This is a genomic window from Lampropedia aestuarii, from assembly GCF_004803635.1.
GTDB lineage: Bacteria > Pseudomonadota > Gammaproteobacteria > Burkholderiales > Burkholderiaceae_C > Lampropedia > Lampropedia aestuarii.
The window spans coordinates 77,869-99,421 of sequence record NZ_SSWX01000008.1 but is presented as its reverse complement, the minus strand read 5'-3'; the positions used below and the strand labels follow the sequence as shown (position 1 = coordinate 99,421).

The window sequence follows — 21,553 nt, the reverse complement described above, 5'->3', positions numbered from 1 at the left end:
ATGCAGTACTCCAGCTTGGGGACTGGCCTGTAAGCTGGCTGGTTTTAATGGGGCAGAACAAATAGCAGACGGGCTCGACTTAGGTGCTGCTGGGCGTTTCATAGGATTGGAATGCCTGCGGTGACAGGGCCTGCTCTTGGAAACAAACCTTTGGAGTTTTGAATATGTCTATCACAATGCGCGAGATGCTGGAAGCCGGCGTCCACTTCGGTCACCAAACACGTTTCTGGAATCCAAAGATGGCTCCGTACATCTTTGGTCACCGCAATAAAATCCACATCATCAACTTGGAAGCAACACTGCCCAAGTTCCAAGAAGCGCAAAAATTCGTGCGCCAATTGGCAGCCAATCGTGGCACCGTGTTGTTCGTGGGTACAAAACGCCAATCGCGCGAATTCGTGGCTCAGGAAGCCCAGCGCGCAGGCATGCCTTTTGTTGACCAACGTTGGTTGGGCGGCATGTTGACCAACTTCAAGACCGTCAAGACCTCGATCAAACGCCTCAAAGACATGAAAGCCCAGCAAGAAGCTGGTCTGGAATCAATGAGCAAAAAAGAGCAGCTGATGTTCACACGTGAAATCAGCAAGCTCGAGCGCGACATTGGTGGTATTCAGGATATGGCTGGCCTGCCAGACGCCATTTTCGTGATCGACGTGGGCTACCACAAAATCGCGATTTCTGAAGCGCACAAATTGGGCATTCCTCTGGTCGGTGTGGTCGATACCAACCACAACCCAGAAGGCATTGACTACGTGATCCCAGGTAACGATGACTCGGCCAAGGCCGTGGCTTTGTACGCCCGTGGCATTGCTGACGCCATCATCGATGGCCGCAACAATGCGGTACAAGAAGTGGCCAAGCTGGCTGCTGGCGAAGAGGGTGATGAGTTTGTAGAAGTGCAGGAAGCTGCAGAATAAAGTCCCTGTAACAGGCTTTTCATCGCGCTGTGGTGCAATTGCCAGCGCGGTACAAAAAAGGGGCATCGTTGTTGACGCCCCTTTTTTTGTCTCTGGCGCGCTGATGCGTCAGGCTTATTTGAATTTTAGATTGGGAGATTAGTATGGCTGCAGTAACAGCAAGCATGGTGGCAGAACTTCGCGCGAAGACCGACGCCCCAATGATGGAAGCAAAAAAAGCCTTGGTTGAAGCCGAAGGCGATATGGCCAAAGCAGAAGAGCTGCTGCGTATCAAACTGGGCACCAAAGCGGGCAAAGCCGCTTCCCGCGTGACCGCCGAAGGCGTGATCGCCGTGGCTTTGGTTGGCGATGCAGGCGCTCTGGTTGAACTCAACTGTGAAACCGATTTTGTGAGCCAAAACGAAAGCTTCTTGCAGCTTGCCAACGCAGTTGCCAAGCTGGTGGCAGAAAAGAACCCTGCTGACATTGCTGCTTTGAGCGCGCTGGAATACAGCCAAGACGGCTTTGGCCCCACTGTGGAAGACGTGCGCAAAGGCCTGATTGGTAAAATCGGTGAAAACATGTCGCTGCGTCGCTTCACACGTTTTGCTGACAGCAAGCTGGCCCATTACCTGCACGGCACACGCATTGGCGTGGTTGTTGAATTCGAAGGCGACGAAGCTGCTGCCAAAGATGTGGCCATGCACGTTGCTGCAATGAAGCCAGTGGCCCTGTCTTCAGCTGATGTGCCTGCTGAGCTGATCGAGAAAGAGCGCTCTGTTGCCCATGGCAAAGCCGTCGAGTCGGGCAAGCCTGCTGATATCGCTGCCAAAATGGTTGACGGTGCAGTGGCCAAATACCTCAAAGAAGTGTCTTTGCTGGACCAGTCTTTCGTTAAAAACGACAAGCAAACCGTCGCTCAGATGCTCAAAGAGAAAAATTCCAGCATCAAAGGCTTCACCATGTACGTAGTGGGTGAAGGCATTGAGAAGAAAGTCGACGACTTTGCTGCTGAAGTAGCCGCTCAAATCGCTGCTGCCAAAGCCTAATTGCTGGCTCTGGAACCCGTATTGCTGCCACAGCGAGATGCGGCACAATACGGGTTTCTTGCATTACAAGTGACCAAGGGCGCTGCCATGGCGCCCCGATGGCCACTGATTTATTGATTGATTTGATGAATGCCAAGCATGACTGAAACTGTTGCCAAACCTGCCTATTCGCGTATTTTGCTCAAGCTCTCCGGTGAGGTGCTGATGGGCGATGATGCGTTTGGGATCAATCGAGACACGATTGACCGCATGGTCGATGAGATCATTGCCGTGTCTGCGTTGGGGGTGGAGTTGGCAATTGTGATTGGTGGCGGCAATATCTTCCGTGGTGTTGCTGGTGGCGCTGCTGGCATGGACCGGGCGACCGCGGACTACATGGGCATGCTGGCCACTGTGATGAATTCACTGGCTTTGGCAGAAGCCATTAGCCGCAAAAATGTGCCCGCACGCGTGATGTCGGCCATCTCGATTGACCAAGTGGCCGAGCCCTATGTGCGCCCCAAAGCCTTGCAGTACTTGGAAGAAGGCAAAGTGGTGGTGTTTGCCGCTGGCACTGGCAACCCGTTCTTCACGACCGATACCGCTGCGGCTTTGCGCGGTGCGGAAATCGGTGCCCAAGTCGTGCTCAAGGCGACCAAAGTGGATGGCGTCTACTCCGCCGACCCAATGAAAGACCCGACGGCCACGCGCTATAGTCGCATCAGTTTTGATGAGGCAATGGTAAAAAATCTGGGCATCATGGATGCCACCGCTTTTGCGTTGTGCCGTGATCAGAAACTGCCGATCAAGGTGTTCTCCATCATCAAGCCAGGCGCATTGCAGCGTGTTGTGCTCGGCGAAGATGAAGGCACCCTCGTTTACGCTTAAAAGACAGGAGAGAGCAACATGTCTATTGCCGAAATTCGCAAGAATGCCCAAGCAAAAATGGAGCAATCCATTGTCGCGTTTAAACACAACCTGTCGAAAATCCGTACCGGTCGTGCCAGCCCCCAGTTGCTCGATACGATCCAGGTTGAATACTACGGCCAGCATGTGGCCTTGAGCCAAGTGGCCAATGTGACCTTGATTGACTCGCGCACACTCAGCGTTCAGCCCTGGGAGCGCGACATGGGGGCCAAAATCGAGAAGGCCATTCGCGAGAGCGATCTGGGTTTGAATCCGGCCAATATGGGCGACCTGATTCGCGTGCCCATGCCGCCCATGAGCGAAGAGCGCCGCCGTGAAATGACCAAGCTGGTGCGCAGCGATGGTGAAAACGCCAAGATTGCCATTCGCAATTTGCGCCGTGACGCCAACGATGCGGTGAAGAAGCTGGTGAAAGAAAAGGAAGTATCTGAAGACGAGCAAAAGCGCTCTGATGCAGACATCCAAAAACTCACCGACAAGTTCATCTCTGAGGTGGATGCTTTGGTCGAGTCTAAAGAAAAAGAAGTGATGGCCGTTTGAGGCTGCTGAGCCCTTTGGTCATTACAACCTAATGCTGCCTAGCCCTTTTAGGGCGCTGGACATGACTGCATCACCTATTTGCACGCCTCATCACATTGCCATCGTGATGGATGGCAACGGGCGTTGGGCGCAAAAGCGCTTTATGCCGCGTCTGGCAGGACATAAAAAAGGCGTGGACGCGCTGCGCCGCTGCGTTGCCTTGTGCGGTGAGCGGGGCGTGCGCGTGCTCACCGTGTTTGCGTTTTCTTCAGAAAACTGGAGTCGGCCTGAAGACGAGGTCAGCGGCTTGATGGGCTTGATGGCCAGCGCCTTGGCCAAAGAAGTTGCCAGCCTCAAGGCCAATGGCGTGCGACTGCAATGCGTTGGCAACCGCAGCCAGCTCAGCGAGAAGGTGCAGGCAGGTTTACAAGAAGCCGAGGCCCAAACCGCAGGCAATGACCGTTTGGTGCTCAATGTTTGCTTTAATTACGGCGGACGCTGGGATATTGCCCAAGCGGCAGAGCAGTTGCGCCTGCAGCAACAGCCCATTACGGAAGAGTCCCTGGCGCAGGCCATGTCGCTGGCACATGTGGCCGATCCGGACTTGCTGATTCGTACCGGTGGGGAGAAGCGCATCAGCAATTTTTTGCTGTGGCAAGCCGCTTATTCCGAGCTGTACTTCAGCAATGCCTTGTGGCCTGATTTTGATGCCAAAGAGCTCGATGCGGCGATCTTGGACTACCAGCAGCGCCAGCGCCGCTTTGGTAAAACCGGCGAGCAGATTGTGCAGGCCACACCTAAACCCAACAGCACAGCCAAGCACTAAGCCTGGTTGCACGAGGAGAATCCATGCTCAAACAACGCGTCATTACGGCCATTGTTTTATTGGCAGTTGTACTGGCCTGTTTGTTTGCGCCCTGGGATTGGCCGCTTGCTGTATTGGCCACGCTCGCATTGAGTTTGGCCGCTTGGGAGTGGTCGCGCCTGAACGGCTTCAGTGGCGCGCCAGCCGTCTCCATTGGCGTGGTGTTTGGCATTGCTTGCGCGATTGCAGCGCTCAACGATGTGCCAGAGGTCACCAAGCCCAGCCTGTTCTGGCTGGTGTTTTGCATGGCCTGGCTGGTTGGTGCGGCCTTGGTGCTGCGCGGCGGCGTTGAGGGCTGGAATGCATTGCCACGCGCGTTGCGCTTGATTGCTGGTTTGGCCGTTTTTGCCGTCGCCTGGGTGGCGATGTTGCGCGCATTTGAGCTTGGCATCAATTACTTGCTGTCCTTGATGGCCCTGGTTTGGATGGCGGACATCGGCGCTTATTTTGCTGGCAAAACCTTTGGTATGAAGCTGTTTCCGCGCAAACTCGCGCCCACTGTCAGCCCAGGCAAAAGCTGGGAAGGCGTGGTGGGCGGTGTGATTGGCGTTGTGTTGCTGGCCTCGCTGTGGCTGTGGCTGGACCGCTCGTTGGCTTACGAATATGGCCACAGTTTTTACGGCGTGGTGCGCCAACAAGGCGTTTTTATGCTGATTCTCGTGTGCGTTGCACTGGTGGCCATGAGCGTGTTGGGTGATTTGGTCGAGTCGCTGGTCAAGCGCGCCGCAGGCGTCAAAGACAGCAGCGGCGTCTTGCCTGGCCACGGTGGTGTGCTCGATCGCATTGACGGACTGCTGCCGGTGATGCCGATGGGCATGTTGGTATTGGCTTTGGTGGCGAGGGCAGCATGAACATGCATTCTCTGCGCGATACCCCCGCCACACGCCAGCGTGTGGCCGTGCTTGGCAGCACCGGCTCGATTGGCACCAATACGCTGGATGTACTGGCAAGACATGCTGAGCAATGGCAGGTGTTTGCGCTCACTGCCGGCCACAACGTCGATTTGATGGCCCAGCAGTGCGTGCAATTCAAACCGGCCTTTGCGGCGATGGCTGATGACACCGCTGCACAATTGCTGCGCGAGCGTCTGCAAGCACAGGGCCTGGCGATCGAAGTTTTGGCCGGTGCTGAGGCGATTGCCCAGTTGGCCGCCCATCCCGAAGTCGATGCAGTGATGGCCGCCATTGTCGGCGTGGCCGGCCTCGCGCCTGCCTTGGCGGCAGCGCAAGCAGGCAAACGCCTGATGCTGGCCAATAAAGAAGCTTTGGTGGTTGGCGGGGCGTGGTTCATGCAGCAAGTCAAAACCCATGGCGCGGTGCTGCTGCCCATCGACAGCGAGCACTCGGCAGTCTTCCAGTCCTTGCCAGAAGATGCCAGCACCTGGCCTGCGCGGGTGGAAAAAATCATTTTGACAGCTTCAGGCGGGCCATTCCGCCAACGCGATCCGGCCACTTTGGCGCAGGTCACGCCAGCAGAAGCCTGCGCGCACCCTAACTGGAGCATGGGGCGCAAAATCTCGGTGGATTCGGCCACGATGATGAACAAGGCCTTGGAAGTGATCGAGGCACGTTATCTGTTCGATACTGACCCTGATCAGCTGGCTGTGGTGATTCACCCGCAAAGCGTGATCCATTCCATGGTGCAGTACCGCGATGGCTCGATCGTCGCCCAGCTAGGCACACCCGATATGCGCGTGCCGATTGCCTATGGCCTGTCATGGCCTGAGCGCATCGAGTCAGGCGCCAATCGCCTGGATTTCATGGCCTTGTCAGCGCTGACGTTTGAATCCTTTGATGAACCGCAACACCAGCAGCGTTTTCCTTGCATGCAACTGGCTTGGCAGGCCCTGCGCGGCCCGCAAGGCAGCACCGCAATTTTGAATGCGGCCAATGAGGTCGCGGTTGAGTCGTTCCTGCAAAAGCGCTTGGGCTTCGACCAGATCTACGCATTGAATGCCCATGTGCTGGAGCACTGCACACCGGGTCCGGTGGACTCGCTAGCCGCCTTGGTGGAGCTGGACCATCAGGCCCGTCGCCTGGCGCAGGTTTATGTGCAACAGGCGGCAAGATGCTGACTTTTTTGGCTTTTATTGTCACCATTGGTGTGCTGGTCACGGTGCACGAATGGGGGCATTACCGCATGGCCAAGGCCTGTGGGGTCAAAGTGTTGCGTTTTTCTGTTGGCATGGGCAAGCCCATTTTTCGCTGGCACCGCCCTGGCAATGAGACCGAGTTTGTGATTGCTGCACTGCCTTTGGGTGGCTATGTGCAAATGCTGGGCGAGCAAGAGGGGGATGTGCCGCCCGAACAAGCCGAGCGTGCGCTCAGCCGCCAGTCCCTGGCCAAGCGTGTGGCCATTGTGCTGGCCGGACCGCTGGCCAATCTGGTGTTGGCCGTGCTGCTGTTCTCTGCGGTCAATTGGTGGGGCATGCAAGCGCCTTTGCCGGTCGTGGCCACGCCTGAGGCCGGCTCCGTGGCCGCGCAAGCCGGCCTGGCCCAAGGCGACAAGGTGCTGCAAGCGCGGGTGGGTGATGCGGCGCAATGGGAGGCTGTGCCTTCATTTGACGCGCTGAACTGGCTGATCAGCCGTGCCGCCTTGAACCACCAAGACGTGGTGCTGCAGGTGCAGCGTGAGGCCCAGCCCGATGCCAGTATCACGTTGCGATTGGCGGCACTGAACATCAAAGACTGGAATGACCAGACACGCCGCCAAGTCGGCATTGTTGCGCCGCTGGCCCAGCCGCAAGTCGGTGAGGTCCTTGCCGATGGCGCTGCGGCTGCTGCGGGTTTGCAAGCTGGCGATCTGGTCGAATCGGTCAATGGCGTGGCTGTGCGTGATGTGCCGCAGCTGATGGCCATGATTCAAGGTGCCAAAGCCACCGATGCGGCGCAAATTTGGCAGGTTGTGCGTGCCGATCAGCGTGTGCAGCTGGAGTTGGCGCCGCGCGTACATGAAGTCGATGGCGTGCTGCGCGGTGCCATTGGCGCGCGTTTAGGTGGCAGCGATCGTTATGCTTCTACCTGGGTGCGCTATGGCGCATGGGATGGTTTGGTACAAGGGGCCAAACGCACCTGGGAGATGGCGGGCCTAACCCTCAAAATGCTAGGGCGAATGCTGGTGGGCGATGCTTCGTTAAAAAATCTCAGTGGCCCGCTGTCTATTGCGCAATATGCAGGCCAATCCGCTAGCATAGGCGTGGTGGAGTTTTTGCACTTCCTTGCGGTGGTCAGTTTGAGCTTGGGTGTGTTGAATTTACTGCCATTACCGGTGCTCGACGGAGGGCACCTGATGTATTATCTTTGGGAGGCTGTCACAGGCCGCCCCGTATCGCCACTATGGATGCAGCGCTTGCAAGCCCTTGGGATTGCTGCGCTGCTGATGTTGATGGCGCTGGCATTGACGAATGATTTGACGCGTTTGTTTGCATAAGTGGTGTGAGATGGGCTCCCTCAGGCACTGGTGCTTTGCAACCCGATAACGGTGTAAGTGATTGATTTTCATGAATGATTTGTTAAAACGTTTTTGTACACGTGCCGTTGTAACGGTGGCTGCTTGTGCGACCAGTCTGACCTTGTGGGCGGTTGAGCCTTTCACCGTGCGTGATATCCGCGTTGAGGGCTTGCAACGGGTCGAACCAGGGACCATCTTTGCGTCCTTGCCGATTCGTGTGGGTGACCAGTACAACGACACCAAGGCCTCTGACTCGATCCGTGCGCTGTTTGCGCTGGGTCTTTTCAACGACGTGCGCATTGAAGCCGATGGCAATGTGCTGGTGGTGGTCGTGCAAGAGCGTCCGGTGATTGGCAATGTGGAATTCTCCGGTGCGCGCGAATTTGACAAAGACGCCTTGACCAAGGCCATGCGCGATGTGGGTTTGACCGAAGGCCGCCCGTTTGACCGCTCGCTGGCTGACCGCGCCGAGCAAGAGCTGGTGCGCCAATACCTGTCGCGCAGCTACTATGGCGCGCAGGTGGTCACCACGGTCACACCTGTTGACTTGAATCGCGTGAATCTGGTGTTCACCGTGACCGAAGGCGATGTGGCCAAAATTGGCGACATCCGCTTTACCGGCAACCAGGCATTCAGCGAGTCGACCTTGCGTGGTTTGATGGACCAGGACACTGGCGGTTGGTTGAGCTGGTACACCAAGTCTGACCGCTATTCGCGCGCCAAGCTCAACGCCGACTTGGAAGCCGTGCGTTCGTATTACCTGCAGCGTGGTTATCTGGACTTCCGTATCGATTCCACGCAAGTGGCGATCTCTCCAGACAAGCAAAACATCGGCATCACGATCAACGTGCATGAAGGCGAGCGTTTTGGCGTGTCAGGCGTGCGCCTGGAGGGCAACTACCTCGACCGTGAAGATGAATTCAAATCCCTGGTGCAAATTCGCCCAGGTCAGCCCTACAACGAAGAAGAAGTGACCAATACGCAGCAGGCGTTTTCAGAGTACTTCGGTAACTACGGTTTTGCTTTTGCCCGCGTTGAAGCCGTGCCAGATGTGAACCGCGAAGCCAATACGGTTGAAGTGGTGCTGCGCGCCTCACCACAAGCGCGTGTGTATGTGCGCCGCATCAACGTCGCAGGCAATACCAAGACCCGTGACGAAGTGATTCGCCGTGAGCTGCGCCAGTTTGAAGCTTCCTGGTACGACGGCGAAAAAATTCGCCTCTCGCGTGACCGGGTTGACCGCTTGGGCTACTTCACGGAAGTCGGCATTGAAACCCAAGAGGTGCCTGGCGCGCCTGACCAGGTCGACTTGCAAATGACTGTGGCTGAGAAGCCGACCGGCTCACTGCAGCTGGGCGCGGGCTTCTCCAGTGCCGACAAGCTGTCGTTCTCGTTTGGTTTGAAGCAAGAAAACTTCATGGGCTCTGGCCATTATCTGGGCGTAGACCTGAACACCAGCAAGTACAACCGCACCTTGGTGTTCAGCACCACCGATCCGTACTTCACGCAGTCAGGCGTCTCGCGCACGCTGGATGCCTACTACCGCACCGACCGCCCTTATGACCGCATGGGCGGCAATTACTCGTTGGTGACTTACGGCACCTCGATCCGTTTTGGTGTGCCGTTCACTGAACGCGATACGGTGTTCTTCGGACTGGGTGCTGAGCGCAACCGGATCAAACCAGGCACGGCCATTCCAGCGGCGTACCTGTATTACGCCGATCGTTTTGGCTACACCAGCACCTCGTTCCCATTCACAATTGGTTGGTCACGTGACACCCGTGACAGCGCCCTGGCTCCAAACGATGGTACTTACCAGCGCTTTAACAGTGAGCTGGCAAGCTTTGGTGATACCCGTTATGCGAAAGCCAATTACCAATACCAACAGTTTGTGCCGTTAACCAATCGCTACACACTGGCGTTCAATGGTGAGTTAGGCTGGGGCAAAGGACTCAATGGACAACCATTCCCCGTGTTCAAGAATTTCTACTCGGGTGGTTTGGGAACCGTGCGTGGCTTTGAGCAAGGCACACTCGGCCCGCGCGATTTGACAGGCGCCTCCCTGGGCGGCAGTAAGAAAGTGAACTTGAATGTCGAGTTCGTCACGCCGTTCCCAGGCGCTGGTAATGATCGTACACTGAGGGTCTTTGCATTCGTGGATGCGGGCAATGTGTTTGGTGAGCATGAAAAAGTACGTGCCTCGGATCTCAGAGCATCGACAGGTTTGGGCTTGAGCTGGATTTCGCCAGTCGGTCCTTTGCGTATCGCGTATGCGAAACCAATCAAGAAAAAACCTGGGGATAGAATTGAAGAAATACAGTTCCAAATCGGAACTTCGTTCTAAGACGTGAAGTCGAGTTGATTATGAAAAAGACAAGCATCAAATTAACCTCTGCCCTGGCCTTGGCTGCGATGCTGGCATGGGTGCCCGCTCAGGCTCAAAGCTTCAAAGCTGGTTTTGTCAATACGGATCGCATTCTGCGCGATGCGAATATGGCGAAAACTGCCCAGCAGCGTTTGGAGACTGAATTCTCTCGCCGTGAAAAAGAAATCATGGACATGGGCAATAGCCTGCAAACGGCCTCTGACCGTTTTGAGCGCGAAGCACCGACACTGTCGGACTCGCAGCGCACCCAGCGTCAGCGCTCGCTGGTAGACCAAGACCGCGAGTTCCAACGCAAACGCCGCGAATTCCAGGAAGACCTGGCCGCGCGTAAAACGGAAGAGCTGTCGCAAGTCCTGGAGCGCGCCAACGCAGTCGTGCAGCAAGTGGCTGAGAGCGAAAAGTACGATGTGATTTTGCAAGAAGCCGTGTGGATCAATCCGCAGCACGACATCACCGACAAAGTCATCCGGGCGCTCAACGCAACGAAGTAATTGTGTAATAGGCGTTGATTGCATTCACAGCCAATAGTGACAAACAACGCAGAGGCGAGACGGTTGTATAGTGCGTAAAACGCCGATAACCACGCCATTTGCCCAGCTGTGTTAATGATTTATTAACACGACTGGGCTTCATTATTTGAGAAAGGCAGCAGTGACGGCTATAACTCTTGCTGAGATCGTACAGGCGTTGGGGGGGGGAGTTGCATGGCAATGCAGAGATGCCAATACAGACCATTGCTCCTTTGGATAGTGCGGATGCGAGCGCGATTGCTTTTTTAAGCGATGCGCGTCTGGCGGCAGCCTTGCAAACCACGCAGGCGGCCTGTGTCATCGTGCATCCCGCCCAGGCCGAGCAGGCACAAGCCAGAGGCGCTTGTATCGTCACTGCCGATCCTTATCTTTATTTTGCTCGCCTGACCCAATGGTGGCGCAAGCGCCATGGCCAGTACCCTGAGCCAGGCATTCATCCTAGTGCAGTCGTGCACCCCGATGCGCAAGTGGATGCGAGCGCAAGCATTGGTCCCTTGAGTGTCATTGAGGCCGGTGTCAAGATTGGTGCGCACACCCGCATTGGCTCGCGCGTGACGATTGAGCGTGATTGCGTGATTGGTGCGCGCTGCGTGATCCAATCGGGCGCTGTGATCGGTGGCGACGGTTTTGGTTTTGCCAAAGAGGGGCAGAGTTGGGTCAAAATCGAACAGTTGGGCGCGGTGGTGATTGGGGATGATGTGGAGGTTGGGGCCAATACCTGCATCGACCGCGGCGCATTGGGTGACACCATTTTGGCCAATGGCGTCAAGCTCGATAACCTCATTCAGATTGCGCACAACGTGCAAGTGGGTGAGAACACCGCCATGGCAGCGTGCGTGGGCATCTCCGGCAGCACAAAAATTGGTGCCAATTGCACGCTTGCAGGGGGTGTGGGCGTGGTTGGCCACATCGAATTGGCCGACAATACACATGTTTCGGGCGCTACAGTGATTTCTCGTTCACTGACAGAGCCCGGTCGCTATACAGGGGTCTACCCGTTTGAGCACCATGCCAAGTGGGAGCAAAATGCTGCCTCGTTGCGTCAGCTCAAAAAAATGCGCGACCGAATCAAGAGTTTGGAAAAAGAACTGACAGCGGTGCAAGCATCCGTTGCGACACAGCAAAAAATATGACTATGAATATTCATAAAATTTTCGATCTACTGCCGCATCGCTATCCTTTTTTGCTGGTTGATCGGGTCACTGAGATTCATCTGGGTGAACGCATCGTGGCCTATAAGAACGTGACGGTCAATGAGCCATTTTTCAATGGCCACTTTCCCAGAAACCCCATCATGCCTGGCGTGTTGGTGCTGGAAGCCTTGGCGCAAGCTGCTGGCTTGCTGTCCTTCGAGAGTTTTGGTGAAGCGCCGGGTGAAGACAAGGTGTTTTACTTTGTCGGCATTGACAATGCCCGCTTCAAACGCCCCGTGGTGCCTGGTGACCAGCTGATTTTGGAAGCCAGCATCGACCGCGTGCGCGGTGGTATTTACAAATTCAAGGGCGTGGCCAAAGTGGACGGCCAAGTCGTGGCCGAGGCCGACTTGATGTGTACGATGCGTCCGGTGGACCGTGGTTGATAGCCCAAGACACCCGTTTGCTGCAGCACGCCTATGACAGAGCACGCCCGTATTCACCCTAGCGCCATCATCCATGCCGATGCCCAGTTGCATGCCAGCGTTGAGGTCGGCCCTTACGCCGTGATTGGACAGCATGTCCGCATTGGTGCGGGCAGCCGCATTGGTGCGCACTGCGTGATCGATGGCGTCACCAGCCTGGGCCAGAACAACACCATCCATCCGCACGCCAGTATTGGCGGGCCACCGCAGGATAAAAAGTATGCGGGGGAGTTGACCGAGCTGGTGATTGGCTCTGGCAATACGATTCGTGAGTTCACCACCATCAACACCGGCACCACCCAAGGCGGCGGCAAGACCTGTGTGGGCGATGACAACTGGATCATGGCCTATGCACACATAGCACATGACTGCATGGTGGGCAGCAATACCGTGATCGCCAATAGTGTGGCGCTGGCAGGTCACGTGCATGTTGACGACTGGGCCATTATTGGTGGCCTGACGGGTGTGCACCAATTCACCCGCATTGGCGCGCACGCGATGATTGGCTTTTCCAGCCATGTCTCGCAAGACGTGCTGCCATTTGTGCTGGCTGGCGGCAATCCGTTTGCAGTGCGCGGCCTCAATATCGAAGGATTACGCAGGCGCGGCTTCAATGGCAACCAGATCAGTACGCTGAAAACGGCTTACCGCCTCGTGTTCCGTGAAGGCTATACCTTGCAGCAAGCCTGTGAGCAGCTGCAAGACTTGCAGTCGCGCGTGGTGCAAGGCGATGGTTGGGAAGACATCATGACCGTGTTGTCGTTTGTGCAGCACGCTGAGCGGGGCATTGCCCGTTAAGAGATGCTGTAGCGCGGCCTTGCCAGCGACTGCATTGCCCACGATATGCCTGAGTTGAATTCCCTCTCTCCAAGCACCCGCAGCCTGCACATGGGCATGGTGGCGGGTGAGGCCTCGGGCGATTTACTGGCCTCCTTGCTCTTGCAAGGCCTGGCCCAACAGAACGTCGCTGTGAAGGCCTTTGGCATTGGCGGCGAGCGCATGCAGCAAGAAGGTTTTGAGGCGCAGTGGCCTAGTGAGCGTTTGGCCGTGCATGGCTACAGTTGGGAAGTGCTCAAGCGCGTTGCCGGTTTGCTCAGCATCCGCAAAGAACTGGGCAGCCAGCTGCTGCACAGCAAACCCGATGTGTTTGTCGGTGTGGATGCGCCTGATTTCAATCTGGGCTTGGAAAAACGGCTGCGTGACGCTGGTTTGCCGACCGTGCATTTTGTCTGCCCTTCGATCTGGGCTTGGCGGCCCGAGCGCGTACACACGATCCGCGCCGCTGTTGACCATGTGCTGTGTCTGTTTCCGTTTGAGCCTGCATTGTTGCAAAGCCACGGCATTGCAGCGAGCTTTGTCGGCCACCCATTGGCCAACGCGATTCCACTGCATACCGATATGCAAGCGGCGCGCAGCGCGATAGGGCTGCTGCCCGATGCGCCGGTGCTGGCCTTGTTGCCCGGCAGCCGAAGCAAAGAAATTGACTACTTATTGCCGCGCTTTTTGCAGGCGGCGGCGGCTTTGCGGGCCCAGAATCCAGGTCTGCAACTGGTGCTGCCCAGTGTGGCCGCACAAGTGCCCAGAGTCACGCGGCTGCTGCAAGCGCACGGTATGCAAGCGCATGTACGCCTCTTGCCTGGGCAGTCCCATCTGGCTTTGCAGGCCTGCGATGTCACGCTGATAGCCAGCGGCACCGCGACGCTGGAGGCCGCGCTGTTTAAAAAACCCATGGTCATCAGCTATGCAATGCATCCGATCAGCGCGCTGCTGATGCGCCGCAAGCAGTTGCAGCCCTGGGTGGGGTTGCCCAATATCTTGCTGCGCGAGATGGCCGTGCCCGAGCTCCTACAGGACGCGGCCACACCAGCGGCCTTGGCAGAAGCCGTACAGCAATGGCTGGATGCCAGCCAGAGCCGCAGCGTGCTGTGGCAGCAATTACAACAAAAACTACAAGGCTTGCACCAATCCCTGCAGGCCAATACCGCAGAGATTTCCGCGCATGCGATCCAAACCCTTGTTGCACGCTAAGGCCCAGTCAGAGATGCCTTGGGACGACACATTTCCCCCTCTGCATGCTGGCGTTGACGAAGCTGGGCGTGGCCCCCTGGCAGGCCCAGTCGTGGCCGCTGCCGTGATCCTGGATGACTTGTACCCGATTGCGGGCCTGAACGACTCCAAAAAACTCAGCGCCAAAAAGCGCCAAGAGCTGGCCAGCGCGATCAAGGCCCATTCATTGGCATTTTGCATTGCTGAGGCCAGCGTAGAGGAAATTGACCGCCTCAACATTTTCCAGGCCACGATGCTGGCGATGCAGCGCGCCGTTGCAGGTTTGCGCATTGTGCCGCGCCTGGTATGTGTCGATGGCAACCGCTGCCCGGTGCTGTCCGTGCCCTCCGTGGCAATTGTCGGCGGAGATGCCAAGGTGCAGGCGATTTCAGCGGCCTCGATCCTGGCCAAAGTCCACCGCGACCAATGGTGTGAGCAAGTCGATCTGAGCTTTCCAGAATATGGCTTTGCCAAGCACAAAGGCTATGGCACGGCCCAGCACATGGCGGCCCTGCAAGCGCACGGCGCCTGCAATCTGCACCGCCAAAGCTTTGCGCCCGTGGCGCAAGCGGGTGCCTACAAAGGGAATTAGCGGTCTATTGGGGCGCTTCGTGCGCTGGCTTGCTGCGCCTCCTAAGCGCCGCTCACACCGCCCTTGATACGCCGTTGTAAAACTGGATCGTACCTGTTGCACTGCCTGTGGTTCGCTGGGGGGCTAAGTGCAGGCTCAAGGTGCGTACGACAAGCCCACGGCGCCTTTGTGCGCCATGGGCTCAGCGTGGCTCTTAGCGCGACCGGGTCTCCAGGCTCAAATACACCAGGCCTTGGCCGTAACCACCAAGGCGCACGCTGTATTGGCCCGCTGGCAGTATCTCGTGGATCTGGGCGTCCGTGCCGCGACTGCCACCGCCGCTGTCGTCATCGCTCCAAGACTCCTCGTCGTTGTCGAGTGTCAGGTAAACATCCACACTCTCGCTGCGCGCAGTCAGGATGACTTCGGTGGGCTGGTTGAGGGTGAAGCTAAAGTTTGAATCCGAATTGTGGTCCACCAAGCTCAGCAGGGTCTGGCCGGCTTGGATGGCGCCGCCGCGCTGGAATTTGGCATTGCTTGGCAAAGGCTGCTGCTCGGCTTTGAGGGAGTATTGACCGCGCATCGGCTGACCGCTGCTGCTGCTGGCTGTGACCGTGTACTGGCCCGGCTCTAACCAGGCCAGAATGCGTGGGTCATAGTAGTTGCCACCACTGTCATCATCGGTGAGGTTCACGCCTGCACCTGTCAGCCTGAGGTAGCCATCAAAGTCACAGCTTGAGAGTGCTACAGCGTACAAGCCAGGCTCTGCAATTGTCAGGTCATAGCTGTGCGTTTTGCCTGTTGCAATCGCCTCAATCGGCGTGCCCGGAGTCAGCGTGGTGGTGCTGGGGCTTGTGGTTGCCACCGACTGCACTTCCAACTCAAAGGGGCCGAAGGCATAGGGGCCTGTGCCACTGACCGCGATCTCCAAGCTGCCGGTGCGATCGGCCTGGTAGAACAGGCGGGTTTGCTTGAGCAAAGAACTGTTGCCAGACGATTCACACAAATTGAAACCGCCCATTTGCTCGCTGTTGGCCATCAGATAGCCATCGCGCAACACACTCAGACGCGCATCCAATGGGCCTTTGCTGCGGATGTCGAGCAGCTGGCCTTCTTGGGCATCAAAGCGAAACACCTGGCTGCGACTGCCATCAGCGACGTTGATATAGCTGCTCTTGTTGATTTCTCCCGCGAGTGGCTGATTGGCTGTCACCACCGAATGGGCTGCAGGGCGGGCCTCTCCATTGATTGTCGTAGCCAGTGGCACGAGTAAGCCATAGTGGTTGAGTGCCACCAAGGCGCCTGCACCGACGGCAGCGCCAACGAGAAGGCTGAGCAAAGTTTTAGCCATAAAGTAAATAAAATGGAATGTTGATATCTGCGTATGCATGGCCGCTTGCGCGCCCAAGACCGCATGCAGGTTCTCAGGCGCTATGGGGCTGGTGGCCTATGCCTCCTACCTAACGCCTGCTATTGGAACACCAAAACAACCATTTTTGACAAAACCAAGCGTGTGCAGATGCAACCAGACATGGGTGCAGGCTGATCACGCTGTGTCCCAAACGGTTTCGCCAGCCCTGCATAGGGCACGCAAATCGCAGCCATTGTGCTGCAATTGCGGTGGCTCCAGCCTACAATTGCGGCACTATGAGCACACCAGACATTTCTTCTGCCACCTCCGCTGCCACCAACTCCGTGGACGGCGCCGTCAAACCCAGTAATTTCCTGCGCAATGCGATTGAGCAGGATTTGGCGCGCGGCACTTACAGCCAACGCCGCTGGGGTGGAAGCCCTGGCGATGCAGCGCACCACTCAGCAGGTATCGCCGATCCCGCTGCTGTGCGCATGCGCTTTCCGCCCGAGCCCAATGGCTACCTACACCTGGGCCATGCCAAAAGCATTTGGGTCAACTTCAGCATGGCGCACAACTATGGCGGTGCCTGCCATTTGCGCTTTGACGACACCAACCCTGAAAAAGAAGAGCAGGAATACGTCGACTCCATCCGCGATATGGTCAATTGGCTGGGCTATTCCACCGAATACGCCGATGTGCCAGGCCAGCCCGGCACAAGCCAGGCCCATGTGTACTTTGCCAGCAACTACTTCGACTTCATGTACCGCGCAGCTGAGTACCTGGTCGAGTCCGGCAACGCCTATGTCGATGAGCAATCGCCCGAAGACATGCGCGCCAATCGCGGTGACTTTGGCACACCCGGCAAGGACAGCCCATTTCGCAGCCGCACCCCGGCTGAAAACCTCGCACGCCTGCGTGAGATGCGCGATGGCCAATTGGCTGATGGCGCTGCTGTGCTGCGCGCCAAGATCGACATGGCCAGCCCCAACATCAACATGCGTGACCCGGCGCTCTACCGCATCCGCCGCGCCACCCACCACAACACCGGCGACAAATGGTGCATCTACCCGATGTACACCTTTGCCCACCCGATTGAAGACGCGCTGGAGCAAATCACCCACAGCTTTTGTACGCTGGAGTTTGAAGACCAACGCCCGTTTTATGACTGGTTGCTGGCCAAGCTGTGCGAAGGCGGTATGCTGCAAACACCGCCGCCGCGCCAATACGAATTCGCACGCCTGAACGTCACCCACGTCATCACCAGCAAACGCCGCCTGCGCCAACTGGTCGAAGAAGGCCATGTGGATGGCTGGGACGACCCACGCATGCCAACGATTGCCGGCCTGCGCCGTCGTGGCTTTACGCCGGATGCGATCAAGCTGTTCTGCGAGCGCTCTGGCGTGTCCAAATCGGGTGGCTGGATTGATTACGCCACGCTCGAAGGCACGTTGCGCGATGTGCTTGACCCAGTTGCGGCCCGTGCCTTGGCCGTGCTGGAGCCCGTCAAGCTGGAGCTGACCAACTGGGACAGCCTGTTTGGCGCGGGCCACGAAGAGCCTTGCCATGCGCCGGTGAATCCGCACGACGAAGCTGCGGGCCAGCGCGAGTTCACGCTGGGGCGCGAAATCTGGATCGAGGCCGAGGACTTCATGGAGGTGCCAGCCAAAGGCTACCGCCGCCTGTTCCCACCGCACACCGGTGGCGATGGCCAGCCCAAAGAGGGCAATAAAGTGCGCCTCAAATACGGCTATGTGATCCAGTGCACTGGCGTGGAGAAAAACGCCGATGGCTCGATCAGTAAAGTGCTGGCCGAAGTCATTCCCGACACCAAGAGCGGCACACCTGGCGCAGACAGCGTCAAGGTCAAGGGCGTGATTGGCTGGGTTGGCGCGCACAATGCCACACCGGCCGAGTTCCGCCTGTACGAGCGTTTGTTCAAGGTCGAGCACCCCGGCGAGGCTGATTTGGCCGATGAGTTGAACCCGAGCAGCCTCAGCACCATGCAAGGCTATGTCGAGGCTGGTCTGGCGCAAGCCCTGCAGGCAGAGGGTGCCGAGCCCAAGCCTTTGCAGTTTGAACGACTGGGCTATTTTGTGCGCGATCGCCAAGCGCCTTGGGCTGCGGACAAGCTGGTGTTTAACCGTGCCTGCAGCCTCAAAGACGGCTGGAAACCTTAAGCCGCTTTGCTGCGAACTAGGCAGCGACCCCGGCCTTCCATGTTTGTTTGCCCCTGCGATGCCCAGCGCATCTGGGGGGCCTTGTGTGAAAGCATTTTTCCATGCAAACCATTGCCACACCCTATCCCTTGTCCCGCCCACGCCGCATGCGCCGCGATGATTTCTCGCGCCGTTTGATGCGCGAGAACACCTTGACGGCCGACGATCTGATCCTGCCGGTGTTCGTGCACGAAGAATCAGGCCGCGCGCCGGTGCCATCGATGCCTGGGGTTGAGCGCTTGTCGATTGATGAGCTGCTCAAAGTCGCTGAAGAAGCGCTGGAGCTGGGCGTGCCGGTGCTGGACCTGTTTGGCGTGCCCAAACAGGATGACAAAACCACCGACGGCAGCGTTGCCTGGCGCGACGATGGCATCATCCAGCGCGCAGCGCGTGCCTTGAAAAGCCGCTTTCCCGAGCTGGGCGTGATGAGCGACCAGGCGCTGGACCCGTACACCACGCATGGCCAGGACGGTTTGATTGACGAGACCGGCTACATCCTCAACGAGGAAACCATTGAGGCGCTGATCAAACAATCGCTCTCGCATGCCGAGGCCGGCGTCGATATTCTGTCGCCCAGCGACATGATGGACGGTCGCATTGGCGCGATCCGCCAGGCGCTGGAGAACAACGGCTTTATCCACACCCGCATCATGTCGTATGCGGCCAAGTACGCCAGCGCGTTTTATGGCCCATTTCGCAGTGCGGTGGGCAGCGCTGCCAATCTGGGCAAGGGCAACAAAAAAACCTACCAGATGGACCCGGCCAACAGCAACGAGGCCTTGCGCGAGGTGGCGCTGGACATTGCCGAAGGTGCCGATATGGTCATGGTCAAGCCCGGCTTGCCGTATCTGGACGTGGTGCGCCGTGTCAAAGACCAGTTTGGTGTGCCGACCTACGCCTACCAGGTCAGTGGCGAGTACGCGATGGTCAAGGCCGCGGCGCACAACGGCTGGATCGACCACGACGCGGTGATGCTGGAGAGCCTGCTGGCCTTCAAACGCGCCGGAGCCGATGGCGTATTGACCTATTTCGCGCTGGACGCGGCGCGCTTGCTGCGCGCCTGAATGCGCTGCATGGTAGGGCAGCGGATTGGCTCGGGTAAACAAAGCCCTGGCATGGGAAAAGCCAGACTTGTTAAAATGCGCGCCTTAGCCTGCCAACATTGCACCATAGGCCAACAGACTGCCACCGCTGGTGCACAAGCGCCTTGCACCAGCCCTTGCCTTGTACGGCGCTATTTTTTTGACTCTTCCTGTTGCCCCCGTTTGATTGCCTGCCATGAATACGATTACTGAGCCCCAACAAAGCCTCCAGTCTGCTGACAAAGCCCGGCGCGAGGCCATCAAGCTGGAAAAACGCCTGTGCCGCGAGGTGGGGCGCGCCATCATCGACTTCAACATGATTGAAGAGGGCGACAAGATCATGGTCTGCATGTCCGGCGGCAAGGACAGCTACACCTTGCTGGATATCTTGCGCAAGCTGCAAAAACGCGCACCAATCTCGTTCAGCATCGTCGCCGTCAACCTCGACCAGAAGCAGCCGGGCTTTCCTGACCACATCCTGCCCGAGTACTTCAAGTCGCTGGGCGTGGACTACCACATTGAGACGCAAGACACCTACAGCATCGTCAAGCGCGTGATTCCAGAGGGCAAAACCACCTGCGGCTTGTGCAGCCGCCTGCGCCGCGCGATTTTGTACACCGTGGCCGAGCAACTGGGCGCGACCAAAATTGCGCTGGGCCACCACCGCGATGACATCTTGCAGACCATGATGCTCAATATGTTCTTTGGCGGCCGCATGAAAGGCATGCCGCCCAAGCTGGTGAGCGACGATGGCAAGCACGTGGTGATTCGCCCGCTGGCCTATATCCCAGAGAAAGACACCCGTCAGTGGGCTGAGTACCAGCAGTTCCCGATCATCCCGTGCAACCTGTGCGGCAGCCAGGACAACCTGCAACGCCAGGTGGTGGGCGATATGCTGCGTGATTGGGACAAAAAATACCCAGGCCGTCTGGAGAGCATGTTCCGCTCGATGCAAAACGTCGTCACCACGCACATGATGGACCCCAAGCTGCACGACTTCAAAGGCGCCAAGGCCACTGGCCAGGCCAACCCGGATGGCGATACGGCATTTGATCCGGACACCTTTACAGAAAACTTTGCACCGCAGGCAGAGGGCGACACGCTGGGCATTGCCATCAGCGTGCAAAAATCAGCCACGCAAGAGGCTTGTTCTTAGACTCCAACCCGAAGGGCAAGGTACAACAAAACGCATTGTGGCGTTGCCCGTTTTGCTCATACGCATGTCTGAGCTGCAACAGGCGCCTTGCACTGCCTCTTTTTTGGGCCTTGCGCGACTGCGAAAGGTCGTCAACTGGTTCTTAAAAATCCAAGCGTTTGCGCCAAAGCGAGCAGCTTTGGTAAAGCTGCAAGCTGCGCTGGTATTTGAATTCATGGCTCTCTATACTGGGCGAGTTTTCTGGTATTCATGATTGAACGGAGGCGTGGCATGGCGATTGGTCAATTTTCTGTTGGGCGCTGGCTGGCGCGCTGCATCGGCTTGGGCCTGTGTGCAATGGCGCTTGTGCTGGCGGGTTGCAGCTCAACGCGTGTGATCGACAACGACGTGCGCAGCTACTCCAGCCTCAAGGCCATGCCTGCGCCGCCGACTTACCGTTTGGAGCGCCTGCCTTCGCAGCAAGTGGACTCCCCATTCAGAGATATGATCGAGCGCTTGGCCACCTCTGCCTTGGCCGATGTGGGCATGCAGCGCGATGACCGTAACGGCACATTGCGCTTGGAGCTCAATGCCTACGCCAATGCCTACATGCCCAACTGGCCGCATTACAGCAGCTGGAATATGGGCTTTGGCTATGGCCCTTGGGGCTGGGCGCCTGGCTTTGGCTATGGTGGTAGCTGGCGTGATATGCCGCCGACGATGTATGTGCGTGATGTACGCATTGTGTTTAGAAATGCCGAAGGCACACCTGTGTTTGAAAGCACGGCACGTTACGATGATATTTGGAGCAACGACGAGCAAATCTTCCGCTCACTGTTGCAGTCGGCCCTGGAAGGCTTTCCAACGCCACCCCAAGGCGAGCGTCGTATCCGCCATGAAATAATTCCTTGAATAGACGACTTCTTTTGC

Annotated in this window: 19 protein-coding genes and 1 pseudogene; 19 read left to right on the top strand and 1 reads right to left on the bottom strand. The window is 57.5% G+C overall.

The genetic code is table 11. From position 1 onward, the window contains the following. Positions 1-164: 164 nt before the first annotated feature. The 15 genes and pseudogenes from rpsB to rnhB all read left to right on the top strand — a co-directional run bounded on the left by rpsB (position 165) and on the right by rnhB (position 14,857). Positions 165-917, top strand: a complete 753-nt coding sequence (gene rpsB / locus E8K88_RS07845; RefSeq protein ID WP_136406108.1) for a 30S ribosomal protein S2 — start codon at positions 165-167, stop codon at positions 915-917. A gap of 143 nt (positions 918-1,060) precedes the next feature. Continuing rightward, positions 1,061-1,945, top strand: a complete 885-nt coding sequence (tsf, locus tag E8K88_RS07840) for a translation elongation factor Ts (protein WP_136406107.1) — start codon at positions 1,061-1,063, stop codon at positions 1,943-1,945. A gap of 138 nt (positions 1,946-2,083) precedes the next feature. Beyond that, the gene (gene pyrH / locus E8K88_RS07835) at positions 2,084-2,812 is read left to right on the top strand and encodes a UMP kinase (RefSeq protein ID WP_136406106.1); all 729 of its coding nucleotides are present in this window, start codon (positions 2,084-2,086) and stop codon (positions 2,810-2,812) included. Between the two features lie 18 nt (positions 2,813-2,830). Further along, entirely contained in the window at positions 2,831-3,391 is a 561-nt protein-coding gene (gene frr, locus E8K88_RS07830) for a ribosome recycling factor (RefSeq protein ID WP_136406105.1), read from the top strand. Between the two features lie 61 nt (positions 3,392-3,452). Further along, the gene (gene uppS / locus E8K88_RS07825; protein ID WP_136406104.1) at positions 3,453-4,196 is read left to right on the top strand and encodes a polyprenyl diphosphate synthase; all 744 of its coding nucleotides are present in this window, start codon (positions 3,453-3,455) and stop codon (positions 4,194-4,196) included. Positions 4,197-4,219: 23 nt separating this feature from the next. Then, positions 4,220-5,086: a phosphatidate cytidylyltransferase gene (locus E8K88_RS07820; RefSeq protein ID WP_136406103.1), complete on the top strand. Its 867-nt coding sequence runs from the start codon at positions 4,220-4,222 to the stop codon at positions 5,084-5,086. Beyond that, a complete protein-coding gene (gene ispC, locus E8K88_RS07815) occupies positions 5,083-6,309 on the top strand; it encodes a 1-deoxy-D-xylulose-5-phosphate reductoisomerase (RefSeq protein ID WP_240754404.1) in 1,227 nt (408 codons plus the stop codon). The genes E8K88_RS07820 and ispC overlap by 4 nt, the downstream gene beginning before the upstream one ends. Further along, positions 6,303-7,664 (top strand): RIP metalloprotease RseP, encoded by a 1,362-nt coding sequence (gene rseP, locus E8K88_RS07810; RefSeq protein ID WP_136406102.1) that lies wholly within the window; start codon positions 6,303-6,305, stop codon positions 7,662-7,664. The genes ispC and rseP overlap by 7 nt, the downstream gene beginning before the upstream one ends. 70 nt (positions 7,665-7,734) lie before the next feature. After that, complete coding sequence (bamA, locus tag E8K88_RS07805) at positions 7,735-10,029, top strand: outer membrane protein assembly factor BamA (RefSeq protein WP_136406101.1); 2,295 nt, start codon at positions 7,735-7,737, stop codon at positions 10,027-10,029. Between the two features lie 20 nt (positions 10,030-10,049). After that, positions 10,050-10,562, top strand: coding sequence for an OmpH/Skp family outer membrane protein (locus E8K88_RS07800; RefSeq protein WP_136406100.1), 513 nt, complete (start codon positions 10,050-10,052; stop codon positions 10,560-10,562). A gap of 160 nt (positions 10,563-10,722) precedes the next feature. Next, positions 10,723-11,734: pseudogene (lpxD, locus tag E8K88_RS07795) on the top strand (UDP-3-O-(3-hydroxymyristoyl)glucosamine N-acyltransferase). A 2-nt stretch (positions 11,735-11,736) separates the two neighbouring features. After that, positions 11,737-12,180 (top strand): 3-hydroxyacyl-ACP dehydratase FabZ, encoded by a 444-nt coding sequence (fabZ, locus tag E8K88_RS07790; RefSeq protein WP_136406098.1) that lies wholly within the window; start codon positions 11,737-11,739, stop codon positions 12,178-12,180. A gap of 33 nt (positions 12,181-12,213) precedes the next feature. Further along, positions 12,214-13,017 carry an acyl-ACP--UDP-N-acetylglucosamine O-acyltransferase gene (lpxA, locus tag E8K88_RS07785; protein ID WP_136406097.1) on the top strand — a complete coding sequence of 268 codons (804 nt, stop codon included), beginning with the start codon at positions 12,214-12,216 and terminating at the stop codon, positions 13,015-13,017. A 45-nt stretch (positions 13,018-13,062) separates the two neighbouring features. After that, positions 13,063-14,247, top strand: a complete 1,185-nt coding sequence (gene lpxB / locus E8K88_RS07780; protein ID WP_205880047.1) for a lipid-A-disaccharide synthase — start codon at positions 13,063-13,065, stop codon at positions 14,245-14,247. After that, positions 14,219-14,857, top strand: coding sequence for a ribonuclease HII (gene rnhB / locus E8K88_RS07775; protein ID WP_136406096.1), 639 nt, complete (start codon positions 14,219-14,221; stop codon positions 14,855-14,857). The genes lpxB and rnhB overlap by 29 nt, the downstream gene beginning before the upstream one ends. A gap of 193 nt (positions 14,858-15,050) precedes the next feature. On the opposite strand, the gene E8K88_RS07770 is transcribed toward rnhB, so the two are convergent. Continuing rightward, positions 15,051-16,175, bottom strand: a complete 1,125-nt coding sequence (locus tag E8K88_RS07770; RefSeq protein WP_136406095.1) for a hypothetical protein — start codon at positions 16,173-16,175, stop codon at positions 15,051-15,053. A gap of 308 nt (positions 16,176-16,483) precedes the next feature. On the opposite strand from E8K88_RS07770, the gene E8K88_RS07765 reads away from it, so the two are divergent. From E8K88_RS07765 to E8K88_RS07750, 4 genes are all read left to right on the top strand, one after another. Beyond that, a complete protein-coding gene (locus E8K88_RS07765; protein WP_136406094.1) occupies positions 16,484-18,367 on the top strand; it encodes a glutamine--tRNA ligase/YqeY domain fusion protein in 1,884 nt (627 codons plus the stop codon). A 101-nt stretch (positions 18,368-18,468) separates the two neighbouring features. Next, complete coding sequence (gene hemB, locus E8K88_RS07760; protein ID WP_136406093.1) at positions 18,469-19,470, top strand: porphobilinogen synthase; 1,002 nt, start codon at positions 18,469-18,471, stop codon at positions 19,468-19,470. Between the two features lie 214 nt (positions 19,471-19,684). Then, complete coding sequence (gene ttcA / locus E8K88_RS07755; protein WP_136406092.1) at positions 19,685-20,644, top strand: tRNA 2-thiocytidine(32) synthetase TtcA; 960 nt, start codon at positions 19,685-19,687, stop codon at positions 20,642-20,644. Positions 20,645-20,914: 270 nt separating this feature from the next. Continuing rightward, a complete protein-coding gene (locus tag E8K88_RS07750; protein ID WP_136406091.1) occupies positions 20,915-21,535 on the top strand; it encodes a DUF4136 domain-containing protein in 621 nt (206 codons plus the stop codon). Positions 21,536-21,553: the final 18 nt, after the last annotated feature.

What these genes read in the sequence shown, in the direction of transcription:
- rpsB (WP_136406108.1), top strand. Translation starts at nt 165, where the DNA reads ATGTCTATCACAATGCGCGAGATGCTGGAAGCCGGCGTCCACTTCGGT.
- tsf (WP_136406107.1), top strand. Translation starts at nt 1,061, where the DNA reads ATGGCTGCAGTAACAGCAAGCATGGTGGCAGAACTTCGCGCGAAGACC.
- pyrH (WP_136406106.1), top strand. Translation starts at nt 2,084, where the DNA reads ATGACTGAAACTGTTGCCAAACCTGCCTATTCGCGTATTTTGCTCAAG.
- frr (WP_136406105.1), top strand. Translation starts at nt 2,831, where the DNA reads ATGTCTATTGCCGAAATTCGCAAGAATGCCCAAGCAAAAATGGAGCAA.
- uppS (WP_136406104.1), top strand. Translation starts at nt 3,453, where the DNA reads ATGACTGCATCACCTATTTGCACGCCTCATCACATTGCCATCGTGATG.
- E8K88_RS07820 (WP_136406103.1), top strand. Translation starts at nt 4,220, where the DNA reads ATGCTCAAACAACGCGTCATTACGGCCATTGTTTTATTGGCAGTTGTA.
- ispC (WP_240754404.1), top strand. Translation starts at nt 5,083, where the DNA reads ATGAACATGCATTCTCTGCGCGATACCCCCGCCACACGCCAGCGTGTG.
- rseP (WP_136406102.1), top strand. Translation starts at nt 6,303, where the DNA reads ATGCTGACTTTTTTGGCTTTTATTGTCACCATTGGTGTGCTGGTCACG.
- bamA (WP_136406101.1), top strand. Translation starts at nt 7,735, where the DNA reads ATGAATGATTTGTTAAAACGTTTTTGTACACGTGCCGTTGTAACGGTG.
- E8K88_RS07800 (WP_136406100.1), top strand. Translation starts at nt 10,050, where the DNA reads ATGAAAAAGACAAGCATCAAATTAACCTCTGCCCTGGCCTTGGCTGCG.
- fabZ (WP_136406098.1), top strand. Translation starts at nt 11,737, where the DNA reads ATGAATATTCATAAAATTTTCGATCTACTGCCGCATCGCTATCCTTTT.
- lpxA (WP_136406097.1), top strand. Translation starts at nt 12,214, where the DNA reads ATGACAGAGCACGCCCGTATTCACCCTAGCGCCATCATCCATGCCGAT.
- lpxB (WP_205880047.1), top strand. Translation starts at nt 13,063, where the DNA reads ATGCCTGAGTTGAATTCCCTCTCTCCAAGCACCCGCAGCCTGCACATG.
- rnhB (WP_136406096.1), top strand. Translation starts at nt 14,219, where the DNA reads ATGCGATCCAAACCCTTGTTGCACGCTAAGGCCCAGTCAGAGATGCCT.
- E8K88_RS07765 (WP_136406094.1), top strand. Translation starts at nt 16,484, where the DNA reads ATGAGCACACCAGACATTTCTTCTGCCACCTCCGCTGCCACCAACTCC.
- hemB (WP_136406093.1), top strand. Translation starts at nt 18,469, where the DNA reads ATGCAAACCATTGCCACACCCTATCCCTTGTCCCGCCCACGCCGCATG.
- ttcA (WP_136406092.1), top strand. Translation starts at nt 19,685, where the DNA reads ATGAATACGATTACTGAGCCCCAACAAAGCCTCCAGTCTGCTGACAAA.
- E8K88_RS07750 (WP_136406091.1), top strand. Translation starts at nt 20,915, where the DNA reads ATGGCGATTGGTCAATTTTCTGTTGGGCGCTGGCTGGCGCGCTGCATC.